This window comes from Micromonospora sp. WMMD964 (genome assembly GCF_029581455.1).
Classification (GTDB): domain Bacteria; phylum Actinomycetota; class Actinomycetes; order Mycobacteriales; family Micromonosporaceae; genus Micromonospora.
The window spans coordinates 208,517-234,212 of sequence record NZ_CP120860.1 but is presented as its reverse complement, the minus strand read 5'-3'; the positions used below and the strand labels follow the sequence as shown (position 1 = coordinate 234,212).

The window sequence follows — 25,696 nt, the reverse complement described above, 5'->3', positions numbered from 1 at the left end:
CCGGTCAGGCGGCCGGCGGCGGGTCCGACGGGGTCGTCGGCGGGTAGGGCGGCGTCGGCGCGTACCCCGGCTGTGGTCCGCCGGGCGCGGGCCCGGCGGTGGGCGGCGGGCCCGCCTGCGGCGCGACGCCCGCCGGGTGCGGCCAGGCCGGCGCGCCGGTGGGCTCCTCCGGCATCAGGAACCACATGATCGGGTACGCGAACAGCGCGAGCCCGCCGGTGAGCAGGCCGGTGACGGCGAACGCCACCCGGACGAGTGTCGGGTCGACGGCGAAGTAGCGGCCGACGCCACTGGCGACCCCCGCGACCATGCGGTCGGTGGTGGGGCGTCGGAGCTGCTTGTACGGGGCCTGGGGAGCGGCGGTGGATGTCATACCCCCACGGTCCGCGTTGCCGCCCGGCCCGCCCTCGGTGACCGCCCGGATCCTTACCCTGACCGATCCCTGATCCGGGTCCGACAGTCAGGAATCTGACTCTTTTCCGTTCCGGTAACCCGGCCCGGGGAGAATTTGCTCCCGTGACCACCATGCTCGAGCCGCTCCGCAGGATCGCGGCATACGCAGTTTGTGCTGATTCAAGAGGCCGAGTCCTGCTGGTCCGCGCATCGGAGCGCTCCGGCACCCCCGGCACGTGGTCGCTGCCCGGTGGGGCGGTCGACCACGGCGAGGACCCGAACCACACAGTCGTCCGCGAGACCGCTGCCGAGACGGGTCTCTCGGTGGCCGTCTCCGGCCTGGCCGACGTGCTCGCCGACATGCGGGCGCTGCCCGAGCGGGGCATCACGATCCACACCGACCGGTTGATCTACCGGGTGGCGGTCCGTGGCGGCACCCTGGCCGACCGGGGCGGCGAGCGCCCGACCGACCTGGCCCGCTGGTACACGCTCGACGAGGCACGCACACTGCCGCTGCGCTCGTTCACCGCGCGTGCCCTCGGGCTGCCCACCTCCTCGGCCGACGTGGTGCCCGACGAGCCGCCGGAGTTCCCCTCCTTCTACGCGGTGCCCGGCCCGGACGGGCTGCACCGGGCGCAACGCTTCGCCGCGTACGCGGTCTGCACCGACCCGGCCGGGCGGGTGCTGCTCACCCGGGTCTCCGACGGCTACCCCGGCGCCGGCTGCTGGCACCTGCCCGGCGGCGGCACCGACTACGGCGAGCAGCCCGGCGCGGCGCTGATCCGGGAGTTGGTCGAGGAGACCGGGCAGACCGGCCGCCTGGTCGAGCTGCTCGGCGTGGCCAGCCACCGCGACGCCGCCTCGCTCGGCCCCGAGGGCTACCCGATCGACTGGCACGGCGTGCGCGCCTTCTACCGCGTCGTCGTCGACAAGCCCAACCCGCTGACCGTGGCCGACGTCGGCGGTTCCACCTGCGAGGCGCGCTGGTTCGGCCGCGAGGAGCTGGGCGCCCTCCCCACCGACCGCCTCACCGAGGTGACCGCCGAAGCAGTCCAAGCAGCCCAACTGACCTGACCCCAGCTCTCCCGGGTGACCACCGGGGGGCTGCCCGTGCTCGCCCTCTGATCGACTCGGCTTTCGGAAAGGCGCGGTATCCCAGGCGATGGGATACCGCGCCTTCCGTGATTCCGAGTGGATCATGACGTGACCCGACTGCCGCGACCCGGACGGGCTAACTTCATGATCGATGGGTCGGTCGACGCGGGGGAGGGGCGAGGGTGCGGTTTGCGCGGCGAGTGGGGGTCTACGGGGTTCTGCGGGACTCGGATCGGATCTTGGTGGTGCGGGACGGGGGCGACGGTGAGTTTCCCGGGGTCTGGCGGCTGCCGGGTGGTGCCGTCGAGCACGCCGAGCATCCCGAGCGCGCTGTCGTCCGCACGGTCGCCGAGCAGACGGGGCTGACCGTCACCACGGGTCGACTGCGTACGGTGATCGCCGACGTGACCGAGCGTCCCGAGGGTGTCGCAACGCACACCGACCGGCTGGTGTTCGACCTCACCGTGGGCGATGACGCGACAGGCGTCGGCGCGCCGGGCGGCCCGGTCGACCAGGTTCGCCGGCTCACCTCGGCCGAGTCGGCGCTGGTCACGCTGACGCCGTTCACCGCCGAGGTGCTCGGCCGGCCGGTCACGCCACTGCCCTCCGGAACGCACCGGCTGCCGGAGCCCCTTCCGCCGGCGCACCCTGATCGTCGGCTGCGCTTCGGGGCGTACGGGCTGGTCACCGATCCGGCCGGGCGGATCCTGCTCACCCAGATCGCGGACGGCTATCCGGGTGCCGGCCTGTGGCACCTGCCCGGCGGGGGCACCGATCACGGTGAGCAGCCGACGACCGGCCTGCTCCGGGAGTTGGTCGAGGAGGGTGGCCAGGTCGGCCGGGTGGTGGAACTCCTCGGAGTGGACAACCTGCACAACCCCGCCGCACTCGGTCCGGAGGGCCGCCCGCTGGACTGGCACGGCGTACGGGTGATCTATCGGGTGCTGGTGGACGTACCCACCGATGCGGTGGTCACCGAATCCGCCGGGGGTTCGACGGCGAGGGCCGGCTGGTTCACCAGTGCCCAGGCTGCTGACCTGCCGTTGAGCGACATCGCTGCCTCGGCAATCGGACAGAGTGGCCGATAGCACGCCGCTCACTGAGCCGAGATGGTGACCCTCCGGTACAGTCAAAGGCGGGAATGATGGAGGAAACGGGCGATGACGCCCGGGATGGGAACAAGCGAGCGGTTCGAGCGGTTTAAGCCAGATATAAGTACCGCCGGCAGCTATCGCCAAGCCATGTTCCCCTATGCGATGGTGTACTCCGCAAAACGGCTGCCGGGCCACGCAAGGTCCGGCACGAGACAGCCGGACACCCGCCACACGGCGGCCAGCCGATCCGGTGATGGAGGAAACGTGCCGAGAGCCCCATGGCGCCGGCGTCGTACTACTGACAGTCCGCGCCCCGCAGGGCGTCGCTGGGCGGGCCCGTTGCGCCGCAGCAGCACATTCGCCCGCCAGGTGCTGTTGGTCCGGGTCGGCCGCCGCGACGGCGACCTGCTCCCGACCGACGTGGCATCACCCGAGCACCGGTACGCCGATCGGCAGCGCCGTCGCTACGGCCTGGACCGGCTCAGCCGGCCGGCGGGAAGCGTCCGGCGGGCGGAGATCGAAGCGGTCATGCCGGTCAGCCCGGCGATGCCACCGATGGCGCAGGCCGACGAGGCCTCGGCTCGGTCGATCCCGTTGCTCCCGGGCGAGCGCACCATGGCCCGGCGGATGAAGTTCGGCCTGGTCAACGCCTGCACCCTGGCCAGCCTGATGCTCGGCATGCTGGCCATCTTCCTGGCGATGCAGGGCCAGGTGCGCGTCGCCGCGCTCTGCCTGATCGCCTGCGTGGCCTTCGACGGCCTGGACGGTGCCCTGGCCCGCCGACTCGGCGTGGCCAGCCCGTTCGGCGCGCAGATGGACTCCCTGGCCGACATGTGCTCGTTCGGTCTCGCCGCGCCGGTCGTCGTCTACGCGTCGCTGGCCGGCTCCGTCTCCACCGCCGCGGCGGCGGTGGCGTGCGCGCTCGTCGCGGCCTGTGCCGCGATTCGCCTGGCCCGCTTCAACGTCTCGCCGAAGGACGGCCGGTTCTTCTGCGGGGTGCCCACCACCATGGCGGCGGCGGTGCTCGCCGTGACCGTCGCGATCGGCCTGCCGGTGCCCGGTGCCGTGCTGGTCGCCGGTGTGGCGCTGTTGGCCTTCGCGATGGTGTCGAGCTTCCCGTACGCCAAGCTCGCCCGCCTGGTGAAGCTGCCCCCGTGGCTCTGGCTGGCCCCGGTGATCGGCGCGCTGATCGACATCCGGATCACGTTCGCCCTGATCGTGGTGGGCTACCTGGTCAGTGGCCCGGTGCTCTGGCTGCGGCAGCGCCGCACCGCCTGACCACAGCAAGCAGAACGGGGCGCCGCCGGTTGGCGGCGCCCCGTTTCGCGTTCACCTCTCAGCGCCAGCGGGCGATGACGGTTTCGTCGGTCAGCGCCAGCGGGCGATGACCGTGGACCCGCCGACCACCTTGTCGCCCGGCCCGACCAACGGGTCCGCGGCCTCGGCCGGGAGGTAGACGTCGGTCCGCGAGCCGAACCGGATCAGACCGAAGCGCTCGCCTCTGGCCAGCAGCGCGCCGATCGGCGCGCGCTGCACGATCCGCCGGGCGATCAACCCGGTCCGCTGCGCGACCACCACCGTGCCGCGAGCGGTGTCCAGCACCGTGTACGCCGCCACGTTGTGTTCGGCGTCCGGCTTCATCGCGTTGACGAACCCACCGTCGGCGACGAAGTAGTCGACCACCTTGCCGGCGACCGGGGCACGGTTGACGTGCACGTCCAGCACCGACAGGAAGACCGCCACCCGCAGCCACTCGCCGTCGCCGAAACGCTCGTCGTGCAGTCGCTGCACCGACAGGACCTTGCCGTCCGCGCTGGCGACCACGGCCGACGGGTCCTCCGGCACGTCCCGCTCCGGGTCGCGGAAGAACGCGGCGACCGGCCCGGCGGCCAGCGCCGGCAGCAACCAGAGCTTGGACGACGGACGCGCCACCCGGGCCAGCGCCGCGAGGCCGAGCGCGATGCCCGCCGCGGCCACGCCGTTGGAGTCGATGTGCATGCCGCGGGTCAGCGGCACGCTCGACGGGCGGTGCGCGGGGGCCAACCGGTCGGCCGAGGCGGGGCTGGCCGGGGTGAACCGCAGCCGGTAGACCCGCACCGGCGGGGAGTTACGCACCACCAGGTCGGTGCCGACGCCGTTGAGCGCGTCCTGTCGAGCCAGCTCGGCGGCCGCCCCGGTGGTCCGGCCGGGCGTGGCGACGGTGGCCACGCTGAGCACCGCACCGTCGGAGAGGTACTTGGCCAGGCCCTCGATGCCGCCACGGGTCTCCTCGGCAGTGCCGACGAACGCCTCACCGGCGATGACGACCTCGGCGGGCTCGGCCTCGGCCAGCGAGTCGACGACGCTCACCCGATCGGCGACCCAGCGGCCCTGGGCGGTGACATGCTCGCGGAGCGCGGTGGCGCCGACGGGTTCGACGGGTACCACGGTGAGCCGGTCACCGGGGAGCAGCGCCTCGATCGCCGCGGCCAGCACTGCGGAGTCCGGGCTCGCCCCGACCAGCAGGGCGGCCTTGGGATCGTTGATCCGGGCCAGCTCGGTGACGAGCGTACGGGCGGCTCGCTCGCCGATGCGGACCGGACCGGACCGGCCGGTGATGCGCACGGCGGGGGACTGGGTCATGTCGGGCGGGCTCCTGACGGGGGTAGAGACGGGAATCGCGGCGGGACCGCCATGGCGGGACGGGCCGGCCGGCGGAGGGCGAGATCTCCACCGGCCAGCATATGCGCCCGTTCGCGCCAGCCGCACCGCCGTAGCGGTGGAGTGGGCCGCCGCCGGCCGACGTCGGGATCAGAGGTTCCCGCGCCGGCCCTCCCGTTCGTCGTCCGTCTGGTCGCCGACGGCCTCCACCGGGTCAGCTGACCGGGTCGGCTCGTCTCCCTCGACCGGGGCTGCTCCGGTGCCGAGGCCGACGGTCGGCTCCTCGTGCCGGCCGGGGATCGGGGACGTCTGCGGCTCTGCCGGCGGGTGAGCCAACCAGGCCGGGTGGATCATCTCGGCGGTCGGTGGCTCCGGCGTCGCCGACGACGGGGGAGCGTCCCAGGTGGACCGGCCGGCTTCCCAGACCGGCAGCGCGTCGCCGGAGGTCGGCACCGCGTCGCCGGAGGTCGGCACCGCGGCCCCGGAGACGGGTGCGGTCGCGCCCGAGACCGGCGCGGTGGCGTCGGTGGCACCGGAGCCGGCGGTCGCCTCCGGCTGCGGCGACCGACCCGAGCGCAGCGCGCCGACCAGCCCGAAGACGCCGATCAGGATGAGTGCGCTGGCCAGGAACCAACCCACCGCCGGCAGGGCGAGCCCGAGCAGCTGAGCGAGCAGCCACCAGCCGGACAGCGCCAGGAACACGAGCCCGAAGGCGAACGACACCAGATCCGTGCGGTGAGCCTTCACCGGGTCACCTCCAGGTTGCCGGCATTGACGTGGACGTACAGGCGCAGGGTCCCGCCGCCGGGCCCGTCCGCGCCGACATCGGTGAACTCCCGCAGGCGACCGTCCAACCCGCCGGACCGGTTACCGAAGATGTTGGCATCGCCCGCGTTGACGTCGGCCACCGTGGTGACGTCGACGTTCGGCGGTACGACAACCGTCGCCTGGCCGAAGTTGATGGCGACGGTGACCTGGGTGTCCCGCTTCGCGAAGTCGATACCGCGTAGGTCGAGCACGGCGTCACCGAAGCTGTTCTCGTACCGGTCGGCGAGGTCGCGATAGTCGGTGGGCGCCCAGGTCACCGCGCCGTCGACCCCTCGGATCCGGTCGTAGGACTCGGCGATCGTCGCCGTGCCCAGTGCCGCGGCGGTCACCAGGCCGAGCGCGATGAGCCAGCGGGCCCGACCGAACCAGGTGCCGACCAGCAACCCCAGCGCGATCGTCGCCAACGCCGCCGCGAAGTACGCCGAGGCGCTGATGGCGAAGACGTCGAGCAGGTCGAGCAGGGCGACCATGCCGAGGACCAGGAAGATCAGGGAGAAGGTCACCGCGCCGAGCGGTGAACGCTCCTTCGGGCGCTTCGGCGGCTTCGGTGGCTTTGGCGGGGGCGGCGTCGGGGTCGGCGAGGCGTACGGGCCGTGCGGAGCGAACGGCTGGCGGTACGCGGACGGCGGCGTGGCGGTCGGATAGCCCGACGGAGCCGTGGGCGCCCCGGTCACCGGCGCGGACGGCCAACCGACGCTCGGTGCGGCGGTGCTCGGCCAACCCGTGGGCGGTGCCGGCCAGCCGGGGTGGACAGCCGTCGTCCCGGCCGGCTGCCCGGACACCGGGCCCGCGCCGGAGACCGGCTGCCCGGTGGTGGGCGGCTGCGGACCACCGGTCGGCGGTACGTCGTACGCCACGGTGGGTGTCCCTCCCGTCGTCGCGGTGGCGTAGGCGGGGTCGCCGCTCGCCCCCGGGGCCGCTGTGGTGGTGAGTGGACCGGTCGACGGGGCCGCGCCGAACGACGGCGCCGGCCAGGTCACCGGTGGGACCGGACCGGGTGGGGTGCCGGTCGGTGCGGCGGGCATCGGCCCGCCCGCGGTGCCGGCCTGCGGGTTGCGGCTGTCCCGGTTGAGCAGGAGCGCGCCGGCGACCAGGATGGCCGCGCCGAGCAGCACCGCGCGGAAGGCGTCGGTGACGATGTAGCCGAAGCTGGCCGCGACCAGGATGCTCAGGATGATCACGGTCACCGGCGACATGCTGGAACGGCCGCGCCCGAGCATCGACTCGACCGGGGAGGCGGTGTCGCCCTCGTTCGGGATGATCAGCCAGGCGGCGACGTACACCAGGATGCCGATGCCCCCGAAGAACCCGAGCACCGCGAGCAACACCCGCCACAGCACCGGGTCGGTGTTGGTGGCCCGTCCGATCGCCGCGCAGACACCGGCGAGATACCGCCCCTCGCGGGGCCGGACCAACCCGTACCGCGAGGTGAAACCGGTGCCACCCAGTGGCGGTGGTGGCGCGGACGGACCGGGACCACCGCCCGGGCCGGGAGGCCCGTAACCGGTGCCGGCCGCGAACTGCGGGCCGTGGCTCGCGCCGCCGGGCGGCGGGTAGCCGCCGGACGGATCGGTAGGCGTGGTGCCCGGGTGCGGGCCGGGCGCGCTGGGTTCGGTCCCGGCGCCGGGCGTCGCGGCCGGTGGGGGCGGTGACGCGCCCTCCGGCGGTGCCGACCCCGGGCGGGGTGGCGGGGCAGCTTCCTCGGTCATGCCTCGATCCTGCTGCCCCGTGCACCCGAACGACCTCAGGACCCGACCCTGACCCCACCCTGAGATCCGAGGGCCGGAATGTCGGGGGCGTCCCCGTGGTCGTGGAAGCCGCAGCGTGTGACGATCGAGTCACCGACCTCGACCCGCCCGCCACCGTGACCAGGGAGCCTCCGATCAGCACCGTGAGCACCCCCCCGCGCCTCTACCGGGCCCCGGAGCACCGGATGGCCGCCGGTGTCGCCGCCGGTATCGCCGACCATCTGGGCATCTCGGTGCTGCGGGTGCGCGTCGCGTTCATGGTGCTGCTCGGGCTGAGCGGGCTCGGCCTGCTGCTCTACGCGGCCTTCTGGGCCGTGGTGCCGCTGCGGCCCGGAGACAACGCGGTGCCGCCCCGGCGCGACGTGGCGCAGCTCCTGCCGTTCGTGGGGATCGGGCTCGGTGTCCTGCTGATCCAGGTGATGGTCTTCGACTCGGTCGGCGCAGCGGGCACCGCCGGCTGGCTGGTGGCCATCATCGCGGTCGGCGCCGGGGTCATCTGGCACCAGTCCGCACCCGAGCGGCGGCGGCAGTGGGGCGAGACGATGCCGGTGCCCTGGCTCGGGGCGGTCGTCGAGGAGAGCGACCGGCGGGCCTTCGTGCTGCGGTTCATCGGCGGGGGAGTGCTGGTCGCGGTCGGCATCATCGGCGTCGCGGCGGTCTACTCGCCGGCCCAGAACTTCGACGCGGTGATCAACGGGGTGATCTTCGCGTTGGTCGGGTTGGCCGGGGTCGGGGTGGTCGCCGCACCGGTGCTCTGGCGGACGTACAGTCAGCTCCGCTCGGAGCGCGAGGGCCGCATCCGCGAGCAGGAGCGGGCCGAGCTGGCCGCGATGGTGCACGACCAGGTGCTGCACACGTTGGCGCTGATCCAGCGCAACGCCGGCGACGTCAAGATGGTGCAGCGGCTGGCCCGGGGGCAGGAGCGTTCCCTGCGCAACTGGCTCTACAAACCCACCGCGTCGCCGAGCGAGCGTTTCGCCGCCGCGCTGGAGCAGGCCGCCGCCGAGGTCGAGGACACCTTCGCGATCACGGTGGAGGCGGTGGTGGTCGGTGACCGGGAGACCGACGAGAAGGTCGGGGCGCTGGTCGCGGCCGCGCGGGAGGCGCTGGTGAACGCGGCTCGGCACGCCGGAGTGCAGACGGTGTCCCTCTACGCGGAGGTGGAGCCCGATCAGGTCAGCGTCTTCGTCCGGGACCGGGGCAAGGGCTTCGATCCGGATACCGTGGAGGATCACCGGCACGGCGTACGCGGCTCGATCATCGGGCGGATGAAGCGGCACGGCGGACGGGCCGAAATCCGGTCCGGTCCGGGGGAGGGGACCGAGGTTCGGTTGATCCTGCCGATCTCCCGGGACTCGTCCGCAGCGGAGAGGAACAGATGACCATGGCCGAGCAGTCGACCGAGCACCTCGACCCGGATGCCCGCCCCGAGCGGCTGCGGGTGTTCCTGGTGGACGATCACGCCATGTTCCGGGCCGGGGTGCGCGCGGAGTTGGGCGCGCACGTCGAGGTGGTGGGCGAGGCGAGCACGGTGGCTGAGGCGGTCACCCGGATCGCCGCCATCGGGCCGGACGTGGTGCTGCTCGACGTGCACATGCCCGACGGAGGTGGTCGTGCGGTGCTGGAGGCGATGCGGCGTACACACCCGCAGGTCAAGTTCCTCGCGTTGAGCGTCTCCGACGCGGCGGAGGACGTGATCGGGTTGATCCGGGCCGGCGCCCGGGGGTATGTCACCAAGACCATCTCCCCGGACGAGCTGGCCGCGGCGATCCGACGGGTGGCCGACGGGGACGCGGTCTTCAGTCCGCGGTTGGCCGGCTTCGTGCTGGACGCCTTCGCGGCCCGACCGGACGCCCCGGTGGCCGATCCCGAGCTGGACCAGCTGACCAACCGTGAGCGCGAGGTGCTGCGGCTGCTGGCCCGGGGGTACGCGTACAAGGAGATCGCCAAGGAGCTGTTCATCTCCATCAAGACGGTGGAGACGCACGTGTCGAACGTGCTCCGCAAGCTGCAGATGTCCAACCGCTACGAACTGTCCCGCTGGGCGGCGGACCGCCGCCTCGTCTGACCCGGTGCCGCACCCGGCGCTGGCGCTGAGGATCAGAGAAACGATCTCGGCGCCCTCGTCCACCCAGCCGATGATCGTGTCCGTGCAGCCGAAGTCGACCTAGTCCGGACGGGTCGAAAAGTGGGTAATGACCGACGTCCTATCGGTCACCGTTCGCTCCGGGCTGGCGCGCGGGCCGGGACCCGATGCGCGGGTGACGCAACGTATTTCCTGCTCAACGCTGCCCGAGCCGACCGTTTTATGATCATTTTTCAAGTATCGGCAACGTGCCGGGCAACTAACGGCTTGATAACGGCACCTTCACGGAAGCGGCCAGTGGGTGTCACAGTGGCAGCACCTCACCATCGGTGTGTGGCACTCCGTACGGCCCACGACCATGTCCTCGCCGCTCGCGGCGGTTCGTGGCTGTGTCTCCTGCGTCGTGTCGCGCCTCGGTGGCGGGGGAGCCCGGCGGATCGGTACATCAGGGGTGTCCCCAACTTCCCTGTGGTCCCGGCGACCCGCGCCCCGGGGTGGTCGGGCGGTGTCACCCCCAAACGTGCGTGAAACCCACGACGGAACCTGGTTAGAAAGAGGAGGCCCCTCGGAATGAGAGTCTCGAAGCGGGCGACGAGCGCGATCGCGCTCAGCGCGGCTGCCGCGCTTGTCGCGAGCGGTTGCTCGAGCAGCGACGGCGACGGCGACGCTGCCGCCAGCAAGGACGGCTCGATCGTTGTCCACGGCGTCCAGCCGGAGAACCCGCTGGTCCCGTCGAACACCACGGAGACCGGCGGCGGAAAGATCATCGACTGGCTGTGGACCGGCCTGGTCGAGTACCCGAACGACGGTGGGGCCCCGCGTAACGCGCTGGCGGAGTCCATCAACACCACGGACTCCAAGGTCTTCACGATCAAGATCAAGGCCGGCACCAAGTTCCACGACGGCACCGAGGTCAAGGCGAAGAACTTCGTCGACGCCTGGAACTGGGCCGCCTACTCGCCGAACGGCGCGCAGAACGGCACCTTCTTCGCGGACATCGCGGGCTTCGACCAGACCTACACCTCGGACCCGGACGGCCCGGACGGCCCGAAGAAGGCCCCGGCGCCGACCGCTGAAAAGATGTCCGGCCTGAAGGTCATCGACGACCAGACCTTCGAGGTCACCCTGTCGGCGCCGACCGCGGTCTTCCCGACCAAGCTCGGCTACAGCGCCTTCATGCCGCTGCCGGACGTCTTCTTCACCATGAAGCCCGAGGAGTTCGGCCGCAAGCCGATCGCCAACGGCCCGGTGAAGTTCGTGTCGTGGGACGACAACGCCCTCATCAAGCTGACGCGCTTCGACGACTACAACCTTCGCGACAAGATGAAGGTCAAGGACGTCGACGTCAAGCTGTACCAGGACGACAACGCCGCCTACGCCGACCTGCTGGCGAACAACCTCGACTTCATGGAGGTCGTTCCCACCTCGGCGCTCGCCGGTGACAAGTGGAAGACCGACCTCGGTGACCGGGGCCGCAACACCGTCACGCCGACGACCGCGTTCATCGCGTTCCCGATGTACGACAAGCGCTTCCAGAACCCGAAGCTGCGTCGTGCCGTGTCGCTCGCCGTCAACCGGCAGGAGATCTCGGACAAGATCTTCTTCGGTACCCGCAAGCCGGCCGACAGCTGGGCGAACCCGCTGACCCCGGGCGCCAAGCCGGGCAACTGCACCGCCTGCAAGTTCGACCCGGAGACGGCCAAGACGCTGCTCGCCGAGGCCGGTGGCTTCACCGGTGAGATGGTCTTCTACTACAACGCGGACTCCGCCCACAAGGACTGGATGGACGCCGTCGCGCAGCAGATCAAGACCAACCTGGGCATCAACGCTCGGGCCGAGGGCGTGCCGACCTTCGCGGTCTTCCGCCAGAACATCAACGCCCACAAGATGACCGGCCCGTACCGTGCTGCCTGGCAGCAGGACTACCCGGACGTGGAGAACTGGGTCAACCCGCTGTTCGTCACGAACGGTTCCTCCAACGACGGTCTGTACAGCAACCCCGAGGTCGACGCTCTGGCCAAGCAGGCCAGCGCCGCGCCGAGCCTGGAGGCCTCGCACGAGGCGTTCGCCAAGGCCGTCGAGAAGGTCGACCAGGACGTTCCGAGCATCCCGGTCTACTTCTACGGCCAGCAGTCCGGCCACTCGGAGAAGATCAAGAAGCTCGAGCTGAACAACGTCGGCGAGATCGACATCACCTCGGTCGAGCTCTGATCCGAACGGTCTGACCCCGGGTCGGGCTCGCCACATCCGGTGAGCCCGACCCGGGGCCGTTCCGCGAGTGGGTGTTACAACACTCCATTCGCACGTTGTCACCACCGTGTCGGCCGTCCGACGCGCCCCCTGTCTGGAGGACCACCCCATGGGCCGTTATCTGTTGAGACGGCTGCTCCAACTCGTGCCGGTCTTCATCGGTACGACGTTCCTGATCTACTGGCTCGTCTGGGCCGTTCCGGGCGACCCGTTCGCCGGCAAGTGCGGTGAGCGCCGCTGCCCGGACCAGTACATCGCCTTCATGACCGAGAAGTACCACCTCGACCAGAACGTCTTCGTGCAGTACGCGAACTACATGAAGAACCTGCTCCAGGGTGACTTCGGTCAGACGTTCTCCCAGCGCGACATCAGCGACATCATCCTGACCTCGTACCCGAACACCCTGAAGCTGGCCGTCGTGGCGCTCGCCATCGAGGCGGTCATCGGCCTCGGTGCCGGCGTGCTGACCGGTCTGCGGCGCAACGGTTTCCTGGACAACCTGGTCCTGGTCTCCACCCTCTTCCTGATCGCGCTGCCGGTGTTCGTCGTCGGCTTCGTGCTGCAGTGGCTGCTGGGCGTGCAGTGGGGCATCATCAAGCCGACCGTCTCCTCCGAGATGCGGTGGTCCGAGCTGATCGTGCCGGGCTTCGTGCTCGGCAGCGCGTCAGTGGCGTACATCGCCCGGGTGGCCAGAACGAGCATCGCGGAGAACCGTCGCGCCGACTACGTGCGTACCGCGATCGCCAAGGGCCTGCCGATGCGCCGGGTGGTGGGTGTGCACCTGCTGCGCAACTCGCTGATCCCGGTGGTGACCCTGCTCGGCACCGACCTCGGCGCCCTGATGGGCGGCGCGATCGTCACCGAGGGGATCTTCGGCATCAACGGAATCGGCCGCCAGGTCTTCCGGGCGATCATCACCAAGGAAAGCGCCACGGTGGTAGGAATCGTGGTCGTCCTGGTGCTGGTCTATCTCGTGATGAACCTGCTGGTTGACCTGCTCTACGCCGCCCTGGACCCGAGGATCCGTTATGAGTGACCCCAGTACCGCATCGATCGTCAGCACCCCTGGCGCACACTCGACCGACTCCGCCGCCCCCGCCACCGCGGGCCAGCCGCAGAGCAACGAAAAGCCGCGCGGTCTGCTCGGTGACGCCTGGCGGGACCTGCGGCGCAAGCCGCTGTTCTGGATCTCGGCCACGCTGATCGTCATCTTCCTGCTGATGGCTGCCTTCCCGCAGCTGTTCGCGCCGGGCGGAGACCCGGTCAACGGCTCGCTGTCCCGCAGCCTCAACAAGCCGGGCGCCGATGGCTGGTTCGGGTACGACGTGCAGGGCCGTGACGTCTACGCCCGGGTCATCTACGGCGCACGGGCCTCCGTCGTGGTCGCCGTGCTGTCCGTGATGGGCACCCTGCTCATCGGCGGGACGATGGGCATCATCTCCGGCTACCGCGGTGGCTGGGTGGACGCGCTGCTCAGCCGGATCGCCGACGTCTTCTTCGGTCTGCCCTTCGTGCTCGGCGCGATCGTCATTCTGACGACCTTCAACGGCTCCGGCTCCGGCAACAGCAAGGCCCAGATCATGGGCCTGGTGATCGCGTCGCTGATCGTGCTGAGCTGGCCGGTCGTGATGCGGCTGATGCGCTCGTCGGTGCTCGCCACCAAGGAGGCCGACTACATCGTGGCGGCCCGCGCGCTGGGCGCCGGCACCGGCCGGATCATCCTCAAGCACCTGCTGCCGAACTGCCTGGCTCCGCTGCTGGTCTACGGCACGATCATGGTCGGCTCCTTCATCGGCGCCGAGGCCACCCTGTCGTTCCTGGGCGTCGGTCTGAAGTCGCCGGTGGTGTCCTGGGGCATCATGATCAGCGACGGGCAGCAGTTCGTCCGGGTCGCGCCGGGGCTGGTCTTCTTCCCCGCCGCGTTCCTCGTCACCGCAGTGCTGAGCTTCGTGATGCTCGGTGAGTCGGTCCGCGAGGCCCTCGATCCGAAACTCCGCTAGGGGATATCCAGTGTCCGACATTCTCGTGTCCGAGCAGTCCGCGCCGGGACCCGGCGGGTCCGGGCGTCCCTCCGGCCGGCTGCTCGAGGTCGACGACCTGCGGGTGGAGTTCCGCACCCGGGACGGCGTCGCAAAGGTCATCAACGGGGTCACGTACCACGTCGACGCGGGGGAGACCCTCGCCGTGCTCGGCGAGTCCGGCTCCGGTAAGAGCGTCACGGCGCAGACCATCATGGGCATCCTCGACACGCCACCCGGTTTCGTGACCGGTGGGCAGGTCCGCTTCCACGGCAAGGACATGCTCCGCATGTCCAACGAGGAGCGCCGTCGCATCCGCGGCGAGGGCATCGCGATGATCTTCCAGGACGCGCTCTCCGCACTGAACCCCGTCTTCACCGTCGGGTTCCAGATCGCCGAACAGTTCCGGGTCCGGCGGGGCATGGGTCGCGCCGAGGCCAAGAAGCGCGCGATCGACATGCTCGACCAGGTCAAGATCCCGAACGCCAAGGGTCGGTTCAACAACTACCCACACCAGTTCTCCGGTGGTATGCGGCAGCGCGCGATGATCGCGATGTCGCTGGCGCTCGACCCGGAGGTGCTGATCGCGGACGAGCCGACCACGGCACTCGACGTGACCGTGCAGGCCCAGATCATGGACCTGCTGGCGGAGCTTCAGCGTGAGCGGCAGATGGGCATGATCCTGATCACCCACGACCTCGGCGTGGTCGCCGACGTCGCGGACCGGATCGCCGTCATGTACGCGGGCCGGATCGTCGAGGAAGCGAATGTGTACGACCTGTACGCCAAGCCGGCGCACCCGTACACGATCGGTCTGATCGACTCGATCCCGCGCATGGACGAGAAGGGGCAGCAGCTCCGGACGATCAAGGGCCTCCCGCCGAACCTGATGAACATCCCGCCGGGCTGCCCGTTCAACCCGCGCTGCCCCATGGCTCAGCCGGTGTGCCGGGAGAAGGTCCCGCCGCTGCTGCAGGTGGGTGCCGGCCGGGCCAGCGCCTGCCACTTCGCCGAGGAGCTGGTGAACCGTGTCTGAGAACATCCTCGAGGTCCGTGACCTGGTCAAGCACTACCCCGTCACCCAGGGCGTGGTGTTCAAGAAGACCGTCGGTCAGGTCAAGGCGGTCGACGGGGTCTCATTCGGTCTGCGCGCCGGTGAGACGCTCGGCGTGGTCGGCGAGTCCGGCTGCGGCAAGTCGACCCTCGCCCGGGTGCTGATGAACCTGGAGAAGCCGACCGCCGGCAGCGTGGTTTACAAGGGCCAGGACATCTCCAAGCTGTCCGGTACGGCGCTGCGACGCCTCCGCCGGCAGATCCAGCTGGTGATGCAGGACCCGTACACCTCGCTGAACCCGCGAATGACGGTCGGTGACCTGCTGGGTGAGCCGTTCGAGATCCACCCGGAGGTGGCGCCCAAGGGCAGCCGCCGGGCCAAGGTCCGCGAGCTGCTCGACCTGGTCGGGCTCAACCCGGAGCACATCAACCGGTACCCGCACCAGTTCTCCGGCGGTCAGCGTCAGCGCATCGGCATCGCCCGGGCGCTCGCGTTGCGGCCCGAGATCATCGTCTGTGACGAGCCGGTGTCGGCGCTGGACGTCTCCATCCAGGCTCAGGTGATGAACCTGCTGGAGCAGCTCCAGGGCGAGTTCGGGCTGTCGTACGTCTTCATCGCGCACGACCTGTCGGTGGTTCGTCACCTCTCGGACCGGGTCGCGGTCATGTACCTCGGCAAGATCGTGGAGATCGGCACCGAGGACGAGATCTACGAGCGTCCGACCCACCCGTACACCCAGGCTCTGCTCTCCGCGGTGCCGGTGCCGGACCCCACCCAGCGGAGCAACAAGACGATCATCCGGTTGACGGGTGACGTGCCGTCGCCGATCAGCCCGCCCTCGGGCTGCCGGTTCCGGACCCGCTGCTGGAAGGCGCAGGACGTCTGCGCCGAGCAGGTCCCGCTGCTGGAGATCCGTCAGGGCTCGGACCACCCGACTGCCTGCCACTTCGCGGAGCGGCGCGAGATCGTCGCCACCCACGAGGCGTGAGTCACCGAAACCGCCTGCCGCCGTCCGCACGACGGCGGCAGGCGGTTTCGTCTGTCCGGTGATCGGACGGACCGGTGGCAGCCTCGGTGCACGCGGGATGGACCACCGACCGGGCGGGCGAAGACGTGCCCGCCCGGCGTCGGCGCGCCGAGTGATCAACCACGGACCGGGGCGCGGGCTACAGCGGCCCGCGACCCGCGCGGAGCAGCAGCAGCGCCAGCTGGGTGCCGTCCGATCCGAGCGCGACGCGGAACCGCTCCAGGATCGCCTGTTCCCGGGAGAGCACCAGGCGGGTCCCGCCGGACGCCATCCGGGTGACCCCGACCTCCTGGGACAACGCGGCCCGCTCCTGCCAGAGCGCGATCAACGCGTGGTCGATCTCGTCGATCCGCTCCCTGATCTGCACGATCCGCGCGGCTGCCGACGGCTCCTCGGTGCCGGTCTGCGCCTCGGCCTGCTCGGTGTTCTCGGCCGTCGACGAGGGCACCGTCGTCTCGTGCCCGTCGACCGCCGGCTGCCCGGCCTCCGGTCGGGTCGGGCCGCCGCTCTGCTCCATCACGTCTGTCATCATCGGGTACCTCTCGCACGGTGGTGCCCGGTGCCCGGAACCCGGGACGGAAAAGCCCCGGACTCCAGGAGCCCGGGGCTTTCGTAGGTCTGAATCGATCAGGCGCGACCTACGGCAGCCGGACTCCCGGTGCCGTAGTAAAAGTAGTAGCGCGCAGCGATCACGCCGTCGAGTATGCCCACGTCGGCGGCGGGTGCGCAAGCATTCGGCGGTGCGCCGGGGAGCTTTCTTCGCCCGGGCGCCCCGTGCGGTGGCAGCACGCGGCCGGGCACGAGCTGCTGAGCGCTACAGGCCACGAGCTGCCGAGCGCCAGAGGCCACGAGCTGCCGAGCGCCAGAGGCCACGAGCTGCCGAGCGCCAGAGGCCACGAGCTGCCGAGCGCCAGAGGCGCGGTGTCCGACCGGCGGCATAGACTTGTCCGGCGATGCATCCTCTCTTCGACATCCCCGCGTCCCCGCCTGCGCCGGAGTCCGCGCCGGCCCGCCCGGACCGGCCCCGGCCCGCCGTCCGCCTCGATCCGCAGGAACTGCTCGACGGGCTCAACGGGCCACAGCGCGACGCGGTCAGCCATGCCGGTTCGCCGCTGCTGATCGTGGCCGGCGCCGGGTCGGGCAAGACCCGGGTGCTCACGCACCGGATCGCCTACCTGCTCGCCGCACGCGACGTGCACCCCGGCGAGATCATCGCGATCACCTTCACCAACAAGGCGGCCGGCGAGATGAAGGAACGCGTCGCCGCGCTGGTGGGCCCCCGGGCCCGGCTGATGTGGGTGTCGACGTTCCACTCCGCGTGTGTCCGGATCCTGCGCGCCGAGCACGAGCACGCCGGCCTCAAGTCGACGTTCTCGATCTACGACGCGGACGACTCGCGCCGCCTGATGCAGCTGGTCACGCGCGAGCTCGATCTCGACCCGAAGCGCTACCCGGCCCGAGGGCTGGCCGCCCAGGTCTCCAACCTCAAGAACGAACTGGTCGACCCGGAGCAGTTCGCCGCTCGAGCGACCGGGCCCAACGAGCGGGCCCTCGCGGAGGCGTACACGCTCTACCAGCGTCGGCTGCGCGAGGCGCACGCACTGGACTTCGACGACCTGATCATGACCACGGTGCACCTGCTCCAGTCCCACCCGCACGTCGCGGAGAGCTACCGGCGGCGTTTCCGGCACGTGTTGGTGGACGAATACCAGGACACCAACCACGCCCAGTACGTGCTGATCAAGGAGCTGGTCTCCGGCACCGACGGGCTGGCGCCGGCCGAGCTGTGCGTGGTCGGCGACGCCGACCAGTCGATCTACGCGTTCCGGGGCGCCACGATCCGCAACATCCTGGAGTTCGAACGGGACTTCACCGATGCGCGCACGATCCTGTTGGAACAGAACTACCGCTCCACCCAGACCATCCTCAACGCGGCCAACGCGGTGATCGACCGCAACACCTCCCGCAAACCCAAGCGGCTGTGGAGCGAGTCCGGTGCCGGCGAGCAGATCGTCGGTTACGTGGCCGACACCGAGCACGCCGAGGCCGACTGGGTGGCCCGGGAGATCGACCGACTGGTCGACGCCGACGAAACCCGCCCCGGCGACGTCGCTGTCTTCTACCGCACCAACGCCCAGTCCCGGGTCTTCGAAGAGGTGTTCATCCGCGTCGGCCTGCCCTACAAGGTCGTCGGCGGGGTGCGCTTCTACGAGCGTAAGGAGGTCCGCGACGCCCTCGCGTACCTGCGTTCGGTGGTCAACGACGACGACACGGTGAGCCTGCGGCGGGTGCTCAACACCCCCCGCCGGGGGATCGGCGACCGCGCCGAGGCGTGCGTCGAGGCGCTCTCCAGCCGCGACCGGATCTCGTTCGGCGCGGCGCTGCGGCGGGCCCGGGAAGCCCCGGGCATCTCCACCCGGGCGGCCAACGGCATCGCCGACTTCGTCGCGTTGCTCGACGGTGCCCGGGAGCTGGCCGAGACCGGCACCCCCGAGGAGGTGCTGGAGGCCCTGTTGACCCGCTCGGGCTACCTCACCGAGCTGGAGGAGAGCCTCGACCCGCAGGACGCCGGCCGGGTGGACAACCTCCAGGAGTTGGTGAGCGTCGCCCGGGAGTACACCGAGCGGATCGAGGCGCTGGGCGAGGAGGGGGAACGCGCCACCCTGGCCGGTTTCCTGGAGCAGGTGGCGCTTGTCGCCGACGCCGACCAGATCCCCTCCGACGACCCCGACCACCAGGGCGTGGTCACCCTGATGACGTTGCACACCGCCAAGGGGCTGGAGTTCCCGGTGGTCTTCCTGACCGGGCTGGAGGACGGCGTCTTCCCGCACCTGCGCTCACTGGGCGACACCCGCGAGCTGGAGGAGGAGCGCCGGCTGGCGTACGTCGGCATCACCCGTGCCCGGCAGCGGCTCTACCTCTCCCGGGCGGTGACCCGCTCGGCCTGGGGGCAGCCGTCCTACAACCCGCCGTCGCGGTTCCTGGAGGAGTTGCCGACGGAGTTGGTGCACTGGGAGCGCACCGAAGGGTCGTACACCTCGTGGGCCGGCGGTGGCGGCGGCGTCGGCGGTCGGGCCGACCGCGCGCCCGGCGGCCGGGGCACCTTCACCGGGGGCACGCCGAAGGCGGCCCAACTGGCCCAGCGGCTCGGCGTGGACGGCAGCCGACTGACCACGGCCAGCGAGCTGCCGCAGGGGCCGAAGGTGGCGGCCGGGGACCGGGTCAACCACCAGCGGTACGGGCTGGGGCGGGTGCTCGCCGTCGAGGGGCACGGCCCGGGCGCCCGCGCGCAGATCGACTTCGGCGACCAGACCATGTGGCTGGTCCTCCGGCACGCGCCGGTCGACAAGCTCTGACCCTTCCGCCGAGTGCTACCGAAAGAGTGGCCCCCGCCAGTGCGGGGGCACTCGTCGTCGTTGGGCGGGCGGCTCAGCAGCCCAGGTCCACGCCGCGGGCCCGCATGAACGGGGCGGGGTCGATCTGGTTCCACATGCCCTGGTGCACCTCGAAGTGCAGGTGCGGCCCGGTGGCATCGCCGGTGGCGCCCTCGTAGCCGATGACCTGGCCGGCTTTGACCGCCTGGCCGACCGTCACCGCGATCCGGCTCTGGTGGGCGTAGTGGGTCAGGTAACCGTTGCCGTGGTCGATGAAGACGGAGTTCCCGTAGCCGTCGGAGGCGTCGCCGGCCTGCGTCACGGTGCCGGCGGCGGCGGCGCGGATCGGCGTACCGGAGGGCAGCGCGAGGTCGATGCCGGCGTGCAGGGTGCCCCAGCGCTGCCCGTAGCAGGAGGTGACCGCCGCGCCCGGCATGGGGTCGACCCAGGCGGGCGTGGGCTTGGTGGTCTTCTTCGGCTTCGGCTTGGCCTTCGCGGAGGCCGTCTTCGTCGGTGTCGGGCTGGCGCTGGCCGCCGACGGGCTCGCCGTGGGGCTGGTCGACGGGGCGACCGGCGTGCTCGACTCGCGGGCCGAGCGGTCCGCCCGGCCGGCGGCCTCGACCCGGGACTGCGCGTCGAGGGAGACGGCAGTCGGCGCCGGGCGGTCGTTGCCGGTGGTGGCGACGGCGATGCCGCCGAGGCCGAGGGCCACCAGGGCGGCGGCGCTGAGCACGATGAGGCGGTTGCGTCGACCGGCCCGCCGCGGCGGTTCGGTCTGGGTGGTGTCCGGGGTGGTCTCGTTCTGGACGGGGCTGTCTTCCTGCACGGCGGACCTTCACAGTCGAGGGGGCACTTGACCTCGAAATACTGGTGTCGGGCCGAGGTGGGGGAGGCGCGGGGACCGGATCACCGGCGATGGACGACGTGATGACTGCCCGGGTATGACCCGGTGTGGGGTGCTGCATCCGGAAAAGTGATCATGCGGGACGGTGTCACCGGTCACAGTCGTGCCAGTGACCCGGCACACATCCGCCGTCGACGGGCAACGAAAAACCGCCCAGATCCTCAGATCCGGGCGGTCATCGGTCGGTACGCAGCGTCAGGACGCGGCTACCTCGCTGTAAATTGCCTCGACTTGCAGCTTGATGTCCACTCCGCGCTCCTGGAGGTAGGGCACCGGGTCGACCGGCTGGCCCTTGACATGGATCTCCAGGTGCAGGTGGGTGCCGTAGGCGTGGCCCGTCTGGCCCACCAGGCCGAGTTGGTCGCCGGCCTTGACCTGCTGGCCTTCCTTCACGCTCACCGCGGAGGAGTGACCGTAGATGGCCTCACTGCCGTCGGCGTGCTGCACGATCACCGCGTTGCCGTACCCGCCGAACCAGCCGGCCTTGGTGACCAGACCGTCGTGGATCGCCACATAGGGAGTGCCCTCGCCGGCGACCAGGTCCACGCCGGTGTGCATCTTGCCCCAGCGGACCCCGTAGGGCGAGTTGAAGTCGTAGCCCTGCAGCGGCAGCAGCCAGACCTCGGGCTCGGCGCTGTCCTTGGTGCGGCTGTCCCGGGAGGCGCGGTCGGCGTTGTCCGCACGGGCCGCGGCGTCCTGGCTGGTGACCGACGCCTGCTTGAGCTCGTCGAGCACCGTCGGGCTGACGTCCTTGGCGTCCGGCAGGGCGCTCGCGCCGAGGGCGACGATGCCGGCGCCGACGAACGCGGTGGTGACGACCGCGGCGTAACGGCTGCGCGGCGGGGTGGGCACACGGCGACGACCGCGATATCGATCGGGCTCAGACGACAGGCGCTGGCGCACGCACACCCTCCGTTGTCGGGGTTCCGAGGCGGCCGGTGGGCGTTCGTGAAGCTCCAGTGAACGTCCGCTGACCGCGTCGTCACCCGTCCATGGACCTGATGACAACCGTGGACACGTTAGCCAACCACCAGGCGAGTCACAAGCTAGAGCGTCAAATTGGCGTGTCGTTCTGTCCGTTTGCGTCCAATATTGTCACGCATCGCGACGCCGAACGGTGCCCTTGATGCTGCCCGTTCGTCGCCGAGCGTGACCGATCCGGCGGACTCGTCCGACTTGACTACGGACGGTGCCGGATCGCCTCCGCACCCTCCGGGCACGGGTCCTCGCGCTGTGACCGGGCAGGCGTCGGCCGGTGGTCGGGGTCGGCTTCCCGGCCCGGATGTCGAGGGGCGGACCGGCCGGGTTACCGTTCGTTAAGGTGAAGGCCCGTGAAGCCGGTGAAAGGTGTGCGCTGATGAGCTCTCGTATTCGGGTCGTCGTCGCCAAGCCCGGCCTGGACGGCCACGACCGGGGCGCGAAGGTCGTCGCGCGCGCCCTGCGGGATGCCGGGATGGAGGTCGTCTACACCGGCCTGCACCAGACCCCCGAGCAGATCGTGGAGACCGCCATCCAGGAGGACGCCGACGCGGTCGGCCTGTCCGTTCTCTCCGGCGCGCACATGACCCTCTTCCGGCGGGTGCTGGAACTGCTCGGTGAGCGGGACGCCCGCGACATCGTGGTGTTCGGCGGCGGCATCATCCCGAACGACGACATCCCCGAGTTGGAGAAGATGGGCGTCGCGAAGATCTTCACGCCGGGCGCCACCACTCAGGCGATTGTCGAGTGGGTCCGGGAGAACGTCGCGCAGCCGGTTTCCTGAAGCGCGCCGGACGTCTTTTCCGAGGCTCGCCGCTCGCCTTTCCTGAAGCTCGCGGAGACGCCGGCGACGGCTCGCGGAGACGCCGGCGACCGGAGTCCGGGCACGGGGGAGGGGCCGGACGCACCCCTCACACGTCCGGCCCCTCTATGCACGATGCCCCGCCGCCACCCCTCGACCGACAGGGCATCGGCCGTCTCCCGTCATCGCGCTGTTCAGCGCTCCGACACCTGACTCAACGACGCCCCCACGGCCGGGTTACGCAAGCTGGGCAACATCGCCCGGACGGAGGATGGCGTCCGCGTCCTGAGCGGAAACCGGCCCCGCCGGATGTCCGCTTGTGCATTACCGCACACCGCGCACCCGCTCGGTTGCCGGTGGTGCCGACCTCGCTAGGCTGCGGCCAATGGCCTGTTTCAAGTGATGACAGGCGTCAAACTGTTTTCTGAACGCTGGTGGCGGCGCGACGGCGCGCCGCGGAGACGGGACGGGACGCGCAAACGTGGACCTGTACGAGTACCAGGGGCGGGACCTGTTCGAGCGGCACGGCTTGCCCGTGCTGGCCGGCGGCGTCGCCACTACCCCGGAAGAGGCCCGTGCGATCGCCGAACGCCTCGGCGGTCGCGTGGTCGTCAAGGCGCAGGTGAAGGTCGGCGGCCGAGGCAAGGCCGGCGGCGTCAAGCTGGCCGAGGGCGCCGAGGAGACGGTGGCCCGCGCCACCGACATCCTCGGCATGGACATCAAGGGTCACACCGTCCACAAGGTCATGATCACGGTGACCGCGGACGTGGCCGAGGAGTACTACTTCTCGTACCTGCTCGACCGGGCGAACCGCACCTTCCTCTGCATCGCCAGCGTCGCCGGTGGCATGGACATCGAGCAGGTCGCCGCCGAGACCCCGGACCGGGTCGTGAAGGCACCGATCGACGCCGTGAAGGGCGTGGACGAGGCCAAGGCCCGCGAGATCGTGACCGCCGCCGGCTTCCCGGCCGAGGTCGCCGACCAGGTGGTCGAGGTGGCGGTCGGCCTGTGGCAGGCGTTCGTCGCCGAGGACGCCACGCTGGTCGAGGTCAACCCGCTGGCCAAGAACGGCGACGGCCGGCTGCTGCTGCTCGACGCCAAGATCAGCCTGGACGAGAACGCGGCGTTCCGGCACCCGGACCACGAGGCGCTCGTCGACCAGGCCGCCGTGGACCCGCTGGAGCAGGCCGCCAAGGCCAAGGACCTCAACTACGTCAAGCTCGACGGCGAGGTCGGCATCATCGGCAACGGCGCGGGTCTGGTCATGTCGACCCTCGACGTGGTCGCGTACGCCGGTGAACGGCACGGCAACGTCAAGCCCGCGAACTTCCTCGACATCGGCGGCGGCGCGAGTGCCGCGGTGATGGCGAACGGGCTGGAGATCGTGCTCTCCGACCCGGCCGTGAAGAGCGTCTTCGTCAACGTCTTCGGCGGCATCACCGCCTGCGACGAGGTGGCGAACGGCATCATCCAGGCGCTGGCCCTGCTGGAGCAGCGTGGCGAGCAGGTCACCAAGCCGCTCGTCGTCCGTCTGGACGGCAACAACGCGGAGGCTGGCCGGGCGATCCTGGACAGCGCGAACAACCCGCTCGTGCAGCGGGTGGACACCATGGACGGTGCGGCCGAGCGGGCCGCCGAGCTGGCAGCTGCGGGGGTCTGATCATGGCTATCTGGCTGACCAAGGACTCGAAGGTCATCGTCCAGGGGATGACCGGTTCCGAGGGTTCCAAGCACACCCGGCGGATGCTCGCCGCCGGCACCAACGTGGTGGGCGGCGTCAACCCGCGCAAGGCGGGTCAGACCGTCGACTTCGACGGCACCGAGCTGCCGGTCTTCGCGTCCGTCGCGGACGCCATGGCCGAGACCGGGGCCGACGTCACGGTCATCTTCGTGCCGCCGCAGTTCACCAAGGCCGCTGTGGTCGAGGCGATCGACGCCGCGATCCCGCTGGCCGTGGTGATCACCGAGGGCGTGCCGGTGCACGACACCGCGTCGTTCTGGGCGTACAACGTCTCGCAGGGCGAGCGGACCCGGATCATCGGGCCGAACTGCCCGGGCATCGCCTCGCCCGGCGCGTCCAACGCCGGCATCATCCCGGCCGACATCACCGGCTCCGGCCGCATCGGCCTGGTCAGCAAGAGCGGCACGCTGACCTACCAGATGATGTACGAGCTGCGCGACATCGGCTTCTCCACCTGCGTCGGCATCGGCGGTGACCCGATCATCGGGACCACCCACATCGACGCCCTGGCGGCGTTCGAGGCCGACCCGGAGACCGACGCCATCGTGATGATCGGTGAGATCGGTGGCGACGCCGAGGAGCGGGCCGCCGAATTCATCAAGGCCAACGTCACCAAGCCGGTCGTCGGCTACATCGCCGGCTTCACCGCGCCTCCCGGCAAGACCATGGGTCACGCTGGGGCGATCATCTCGGGCTCGGCCGGCACCGCCGAGGCGAAGCAGGCGGCGCTGGAGGCGGTTGGCGTCAAGGTCGGCAAGACGCCGACCGAGACCGCGAACCTGATGCGGGAGATCATGTCCGGCAGCTGAGCCGGCAGGACAGGCAGAAGGGGGTCGACCACAACGGTCGGCCCCCTTCTGCGTACGGGAAACTCAGTCGTTCCAGAACGGGTAGTTGCCGGTCAACCGCAGGATCGAACCACCGATGATGTTGATCACGCCGAACACGATGGCGAGGTACCCGAGCACCGGCGACTGCCCGTAACGCCGAGCGTCGCGGATGGACAGATAGCCGAAGATGATGCCGAGGATGCCGCAGCAGATCAGCCCCAGCACGATGCCGAGCACGCCCCACAGCGTCGTCCGGTCCCGTCCCCGGGCCGGTGGGGGCGGGGGTGGCGGATATGCGGTCGTCACAGCTACCTCCGGCGGTCGTGGGCGACGTGCCGACCGGACCGCGACCGGCGGGCCCGACCCGGGCGGCGGCGACTCGCGCCCCTCTGGGCCGAGGCTAGACCGAGCCGGGTGACCTGGACGCCAGTTCGCTGAACAAGCCGCCCCCGGTGCCGCAACGACAGAAGCGCCCGTCGCCACCCGCGCGCGCTCCCGCCCGCGCGCTCCCGCCCGCGCGCTCGGCGCCAAGATCCGCGCAGTATCGGGGATGTTGCTGTCTCCCGCGTGTCTGAGGCACCAACATCCCCGATGTTGTGAGGATCTTGGGCGCGGGGCGCGGGGCGCGGGGCGCGGGGCGCGGGGCGCGGGGCGCGGGGCGCGGGGCGCGGGGCGCGGGGCGCGGGGCGCGGGGCGCGGGGCGCGGGGCGCGGGGCGCGGGGCGCGGGGCGCGGGGCGCGGGGCGCGGGGCGCGGGGCGCGGGGCGCGGGGCGCGGGGCGCAGGGCGCAGGGCGCAGGGCGCAGGGCGCGGCGGTGTGAAGGCCCGGCGCTGTG

21 protein-coding genes and 1 pseudogene are annotated in these 25,696 nt (G+C 70.9%); 14 read left to right on the top strand and 8 right to left on the bottom strand.

The window, feature by feature from the left end:
* Positions 1 to 4: 4 nt before the first annotated feature.
* Positions 5 to 373 (bottom strand): PspC domain-containing protein, encoded by a 369-nt coding sequence (locus tag O7616_RS01065; RefSeq protein WP_282305272.1) that lies wholly within the window; start codon positions 371 to 373, stop codon positions 5 to 7.
* A 143-nt stretch (positions 374 to 516) separates the two neighbouring features.
* Here O7616_RS01065 and O7616_RS01060 point away from each other — a divergent pair, with 143 nt between their 5' ends.
* The 3 genes from O7616_RS01060 (at position 517) to O7616_RS01050 (ending at position 3,860) form a co-directional block, all read left to right on the top strand.
* Entirely contained in the window at positions 517 to 1,467 is a 951-nt protein-coding gene (locus O7616_RS01060; RefSeq protein WP_282305271.1) for an NUDIX domain-containing protein, read from the top strand.
* A gap of 203 nt (positions 1,468 to 1,670) precedes the next feature.
* Positions 1,671 to 2,576 (top strand): NUDIX domain-containing protein, encoded by a 906-nt coding sequence (locus tag O7616_RS01055; RefSeq protein WP_282305270.1) that lies wholly within the window; start codon positions 1,671 to 1,673, stop codon positions 2,574 to 2,576.
* 345 nt (positions 2,577 to 2,921) lie between these two features.
* Positions 2,922 to 3,860: a CDP-alcohol phosphatidyltransferase family protein gene (locus O7616_RS01050; protein WP_282264545.1), complete on the top strand. Its 939-nt coding sequence runs from the start codon at positions 2,922 to 2,924 to the stop codon at positions 3,858 to 3,860.
* A gap of 90 nt (positions 3,861 to 3,950) precedes the next feature.
* Here O7616_RS01050 and O7616_RS01045 read toward each other — a convergent pair whose 3' ends face one another.
* From O7616_RS01045 to O7616_RS01035, 3 genes and pseudogenes are all read right to left on the bottom strand, one after another.
* Complete coding sequence (locus tag O7616_RS01045; RefSeq protein ID WP_282305269.1) at positions 3,951 to 5,204, bottom strand: phosphatidylserine decarboxylase; 1,254 nt, start codon at positions 5,202 to 5,204, stop codon at positions 3,951 to 3,953.
* A gap of 579 nt (positions 5,205 to 5,783) precedes the next feature.
* Positions 5,784 to 5,969 (bottom strand): annotated as a pseudogene (locus O7616_RS01040) (hypothetical protein); the annotation flags it as partial.
* Complete coding sequence (locus O7616_RS01035; protein ID WP_282305268.1) at positions 5,966 to 7,759, bottom strand: PspC domain-containing protein; 1,794 nt, start codon at positions 7,757 to 7,759, stop codon at positions 5,966 to 5,968. The pseudogene O7616_RS01040 and the gene O7616_RS01035, both read right to left, overlap by 4 nt.
* A gap of 155 nt (positions 7,760 to 7,914) precedes the next feature.
* On the opposite strand from O7616_RS01035, the gene O7616_RS01030 reads away from it, so the two are divergent.
* The 7 genes from O7616_RS01030 (at position 7,915) to O7616_RS01000 (ending at position 16,194) form a co-directional block, all read left to right on the top strand.
* A complete protein-coding gene (locus O7616_RS01030) occupies positions 7,915 to 9,180 on the top strand; it encodes an ATP-binding protein (protein WP_282305267.1) in 1,266 nt (421 codons plus the stop codon).
* A gap of 2 nt (positions 9,181 to 9,182) precedes the next feature.
* Complete coding sequence (locus tag O7616_RS01025) at positions 9,183 to 9,866, top strand: response regulator transcription factor (RefSeq protein WP_282264759.1); 684 nt, start codon at positions 9,183 to 9,185, stop codon at positions 9,864 to 9,866.
* Positions 9,867 to 10,454: 588 nt separating this feature from the next.
* The gene (locus O7616_RS01020) at positions 10,455 to 12,095 is read left to right on the top strand and encodes an ABC transporter substrate-binding protein (protein WP_282305266.1); all 1,641 of its coding nucleotides are present in this window, start codon (positions 10,455 to 10,457) and stop codon (positions 12,093 to 12,095) included.
* A gap of 148 nt (positions 12,096 to 12,243) precedes the next feature.
* Entirely contained in the window at positions 12,244 to 13,170 is a 927-nt protein-coding gene (locus O7616_RS01015; protein ID WP_282264549.1) for an ABC transporter permease, read from the top strand.
* Complete coding sequence (locus tag O7616_RS01010; RefSeq protein WP_282264550.1) at positions 13,163 to 14,134, top strand: ABC transporter permease; 972 nt, start codon at positions 13,163 to 13,165, stop codon at positions 14,132 to 14,134. The genes O7616_RS01015 and O7616_RS01010 overlap by 8 nt, the downstream gene beginning before the upstream one ends.
* A gap of 25 nt (positions 14,135 to 14,159) precedes the next feature.
* Positions 14,160 to 15,188: an ABC transporter ATP-binding protein gene (locus O7616_RS01005; RefSeq protein WP_282264760.1), complete on the top strand. Its 1,029-nt coding sequence runs from the start codon at positions 14,160 to 14,162 to the stop codon at positions 15,186 to 15,188.
* Positions 15,181 to 16,194, top strand: a complete 1,014-nt coding sequence (locus O7616_RS01000; RefSeq protein ID WP_282264551.1) for a dipeptide ABC transporter ATP-binding protein — start codon at positions 15,181 to 15,183, stop codon at positions 16,192 to 16,194. Before O7616_RS01005 ends, O7616_RS01000 begins: the two co-directional genes overlap by 8 nt.
* Before the next feature lie 178 nt (positions 16,195 to 16,372).
* Here the strand turns inward: O7616_RS01000 and O7616_RS00995 are convergent, their stop codons facing one another.
* The gene (locus O7616_RS00995; protein WP_348773846.1) at positions 16,373 to 16,765 is read right to left on the bottom strand and encodes a chorismate mutase; all 393 of its coding nucleotides are present in this window, start codon (positions 16,763 to 16,765) and stop codon (positions 16,373 to 16,375) included.
* Positions 16,766 to 17,186: 421 nt separating this feature from the next.
* On the opposite strand from O7616_RS00995, the gene pcrA reads away from it, so the two are divergent.
* Positions 17,187 to 19,589, top strand: a complete 2,403-nt coding sequence (pcrA, locus tag O7616_RS00990) for a DNA helicase PcrA (protein WP_282305265.1) — start codon at positions 17,187 to 17,189, stop codon at positions 19,587 to 19,589.
* Positions 19,590 to 19,662: 73 nt separating this feature from the next.
* Here the strand turns inward: pcrA and O7616_RS00985 are convergent, their stop codons facing one another.
* Both O7616_RS00985 and O7616_RS00980 read right to left on the bottom strand, forming a co-directional pair.
* Entirely contained in the window at positions 19,663 to 20,433 is a 771-nt protein-coding gene (locus tag O7616_RS00985; RefSeq protein ID WP_282305264.1) for a M23 family metallopeptidase, read from the bottom strand.
* A gap of 273 nt (positions 20,434 to 20,706) precedes the next feature.
* The gene (locus O7616_RS00980; RefSeq protein ID WP_282264554.1) at positions 20,707 to 21,414 is read right to left on the bottom strand and encodes a M23 family metallopeptidase; all 708 of its coding nucleotides are present in this window, start codon (positions 21,412 to 21,414) and stop codon (positions 20,707 to 20,709) included.
* A gap of 454 nt (positions 21,415 to 21,868) precedes the next feature.
* Between O7616_RS00980 and O7616_RS00975 the strand changes: the two genes are divergently transcribed.
* From O7616_RS00975 to sucD, 3 genes are all read left to right on the top strand, one after another.
* Positions 21,869 to 22,273, top strand: coding sequence for a cobalamin B12-binding domain-containing protein (locus O7616_RS00975; protein WP_282305263.1), 405 nt, complete (start codon positions 21,869 to 21,871; stop codon positions 22,271 to 22,273).
* A 499-nt stretch (positions 22,274 to 22,772) separates the two neighbouring features.
* Positions 22,773 to 23,951 (top strand): ADP-forming succinate--CoA ligase subunit beta, encoded by a 1,179-nt coding sequence (gene sucC / locus O7616_RS00970; protein ID WP_282264556.1) that lies wholly within the window; start codon positions 22,773 to 22,775, stop codon positions 23,949 to 23,951.
* 2 nt (positions 23,952 to 23,953) lie between these two features.
* Positions 23,954 to 24,841: a succinate--CoA ligase subunit alpha gene (gene sucD / locus O7616_RS00965; RefSeq protein WP_282264557.1), complete on the top strand. Its 888-nt coding sequence runs from the start codon at positions 23,954 to 23,956 to the stop codon at positions 24,839 to 24,841.
* 63 nt (positions 24,842 to 24,904) lie between these two features.
* Here the strand turns inward: sucD and O7616_RS00960 are convergent, their stop codons facing one another.
* Positions 24,905 to 25,168: a DUF4190 domain-containing protein gene (locus O7616_RS00960; RefSeq protein ID WP_282264558.1), complete on the bottom strand. Its 264-nt coding sequence runs from the start codon at positions 25,166 to 25,168 to the stop codon at positions 24,905 to 24,907.
* Positions 25,169 to 25,696: the final 528 nt, after the last annotated feature.

Excerpts from the sequence above, each read along its gene's own strand:
- O7616_RS01010 (WP_282264550.1), top strand. The coding sequence starts at position 13,163 with ATGAGTGACCCCAGTACCGCATCGATCGTCAGCACCCCTGGCGCACAC.
- O7616_RS01035 (WP_282305268.1), bottom strand. The coding sequence starts at position 7,759 with ATGACCGAGGAAGCTGCCCCGCCACCCCGCCCGGGGTCGGCACCGCCG.
- O7616_RS01020 (WP_282305266.1), top strand. The coding sequence starts at position 10,455 with ATGAGAGTCTCGAAGCGGGCGACGAGCGCGATCGCGCTCAGCGCGGCT.
- O7616_RS00975 (WP_282305263.1), top strand. The coding sequence starts at position 21,869 with ATGAGCTCTCGTATTCGGGTCGTCGTCGCCAAGCCCGGCCTGGACGGC.
- O7616_RS01015 (WP_282264549.1), top strand. The coding sequence starts at position 12,244 with ATGGGCCGTTATCTGTTGAGACGGCTGCTCCAACTCGTGCCGGTCTTC.
- O7616_RS01025 (WP_282264759.1), top strand. The coding sequence starts at position 9,183 with ATGGCCGAGCAGTCGACCGAGCACCTCGACCCGGATGCCCGCCCCGAG.
- sucD (WP_282264557.1), top strand. The coding sequence starts at position 23,954 with ATGGCTATCTGGCTGACCAAGGACTCGAAGGTCATCGTCCAGGGGATG.
- pcrA (WP_282305265.1), top strand. The coding sequence starts at position 17,187 with ATGCATCCTCTCTTCGACATCCCCGCGTCCCCGCCTGCGCCGGAGTCC.
- O7616_RS01045 (WP_282305269.1), bottom strand. The coding sequence starts at position 5,204 with ATGACCCAGTCCCCCGCCGTGCGCATCACCGGCCGGTCCGGTCCGGTC.
- O7616_RS01065 (WP_282305272.1), bottom strand. The coding sequence starts at position 373 with ATGACATCCACCGCCGCTCCCCAGGCCCCGTACAAGCAGCTCCGACGC.
- O7616_RS00995 (WP_348773846.1), bottom strand. The coding sequence starts at position 16,765 with ATGATGACAGACGTGATGGAGCAGAGCGGCGGCCCGACCCGACCGGAG.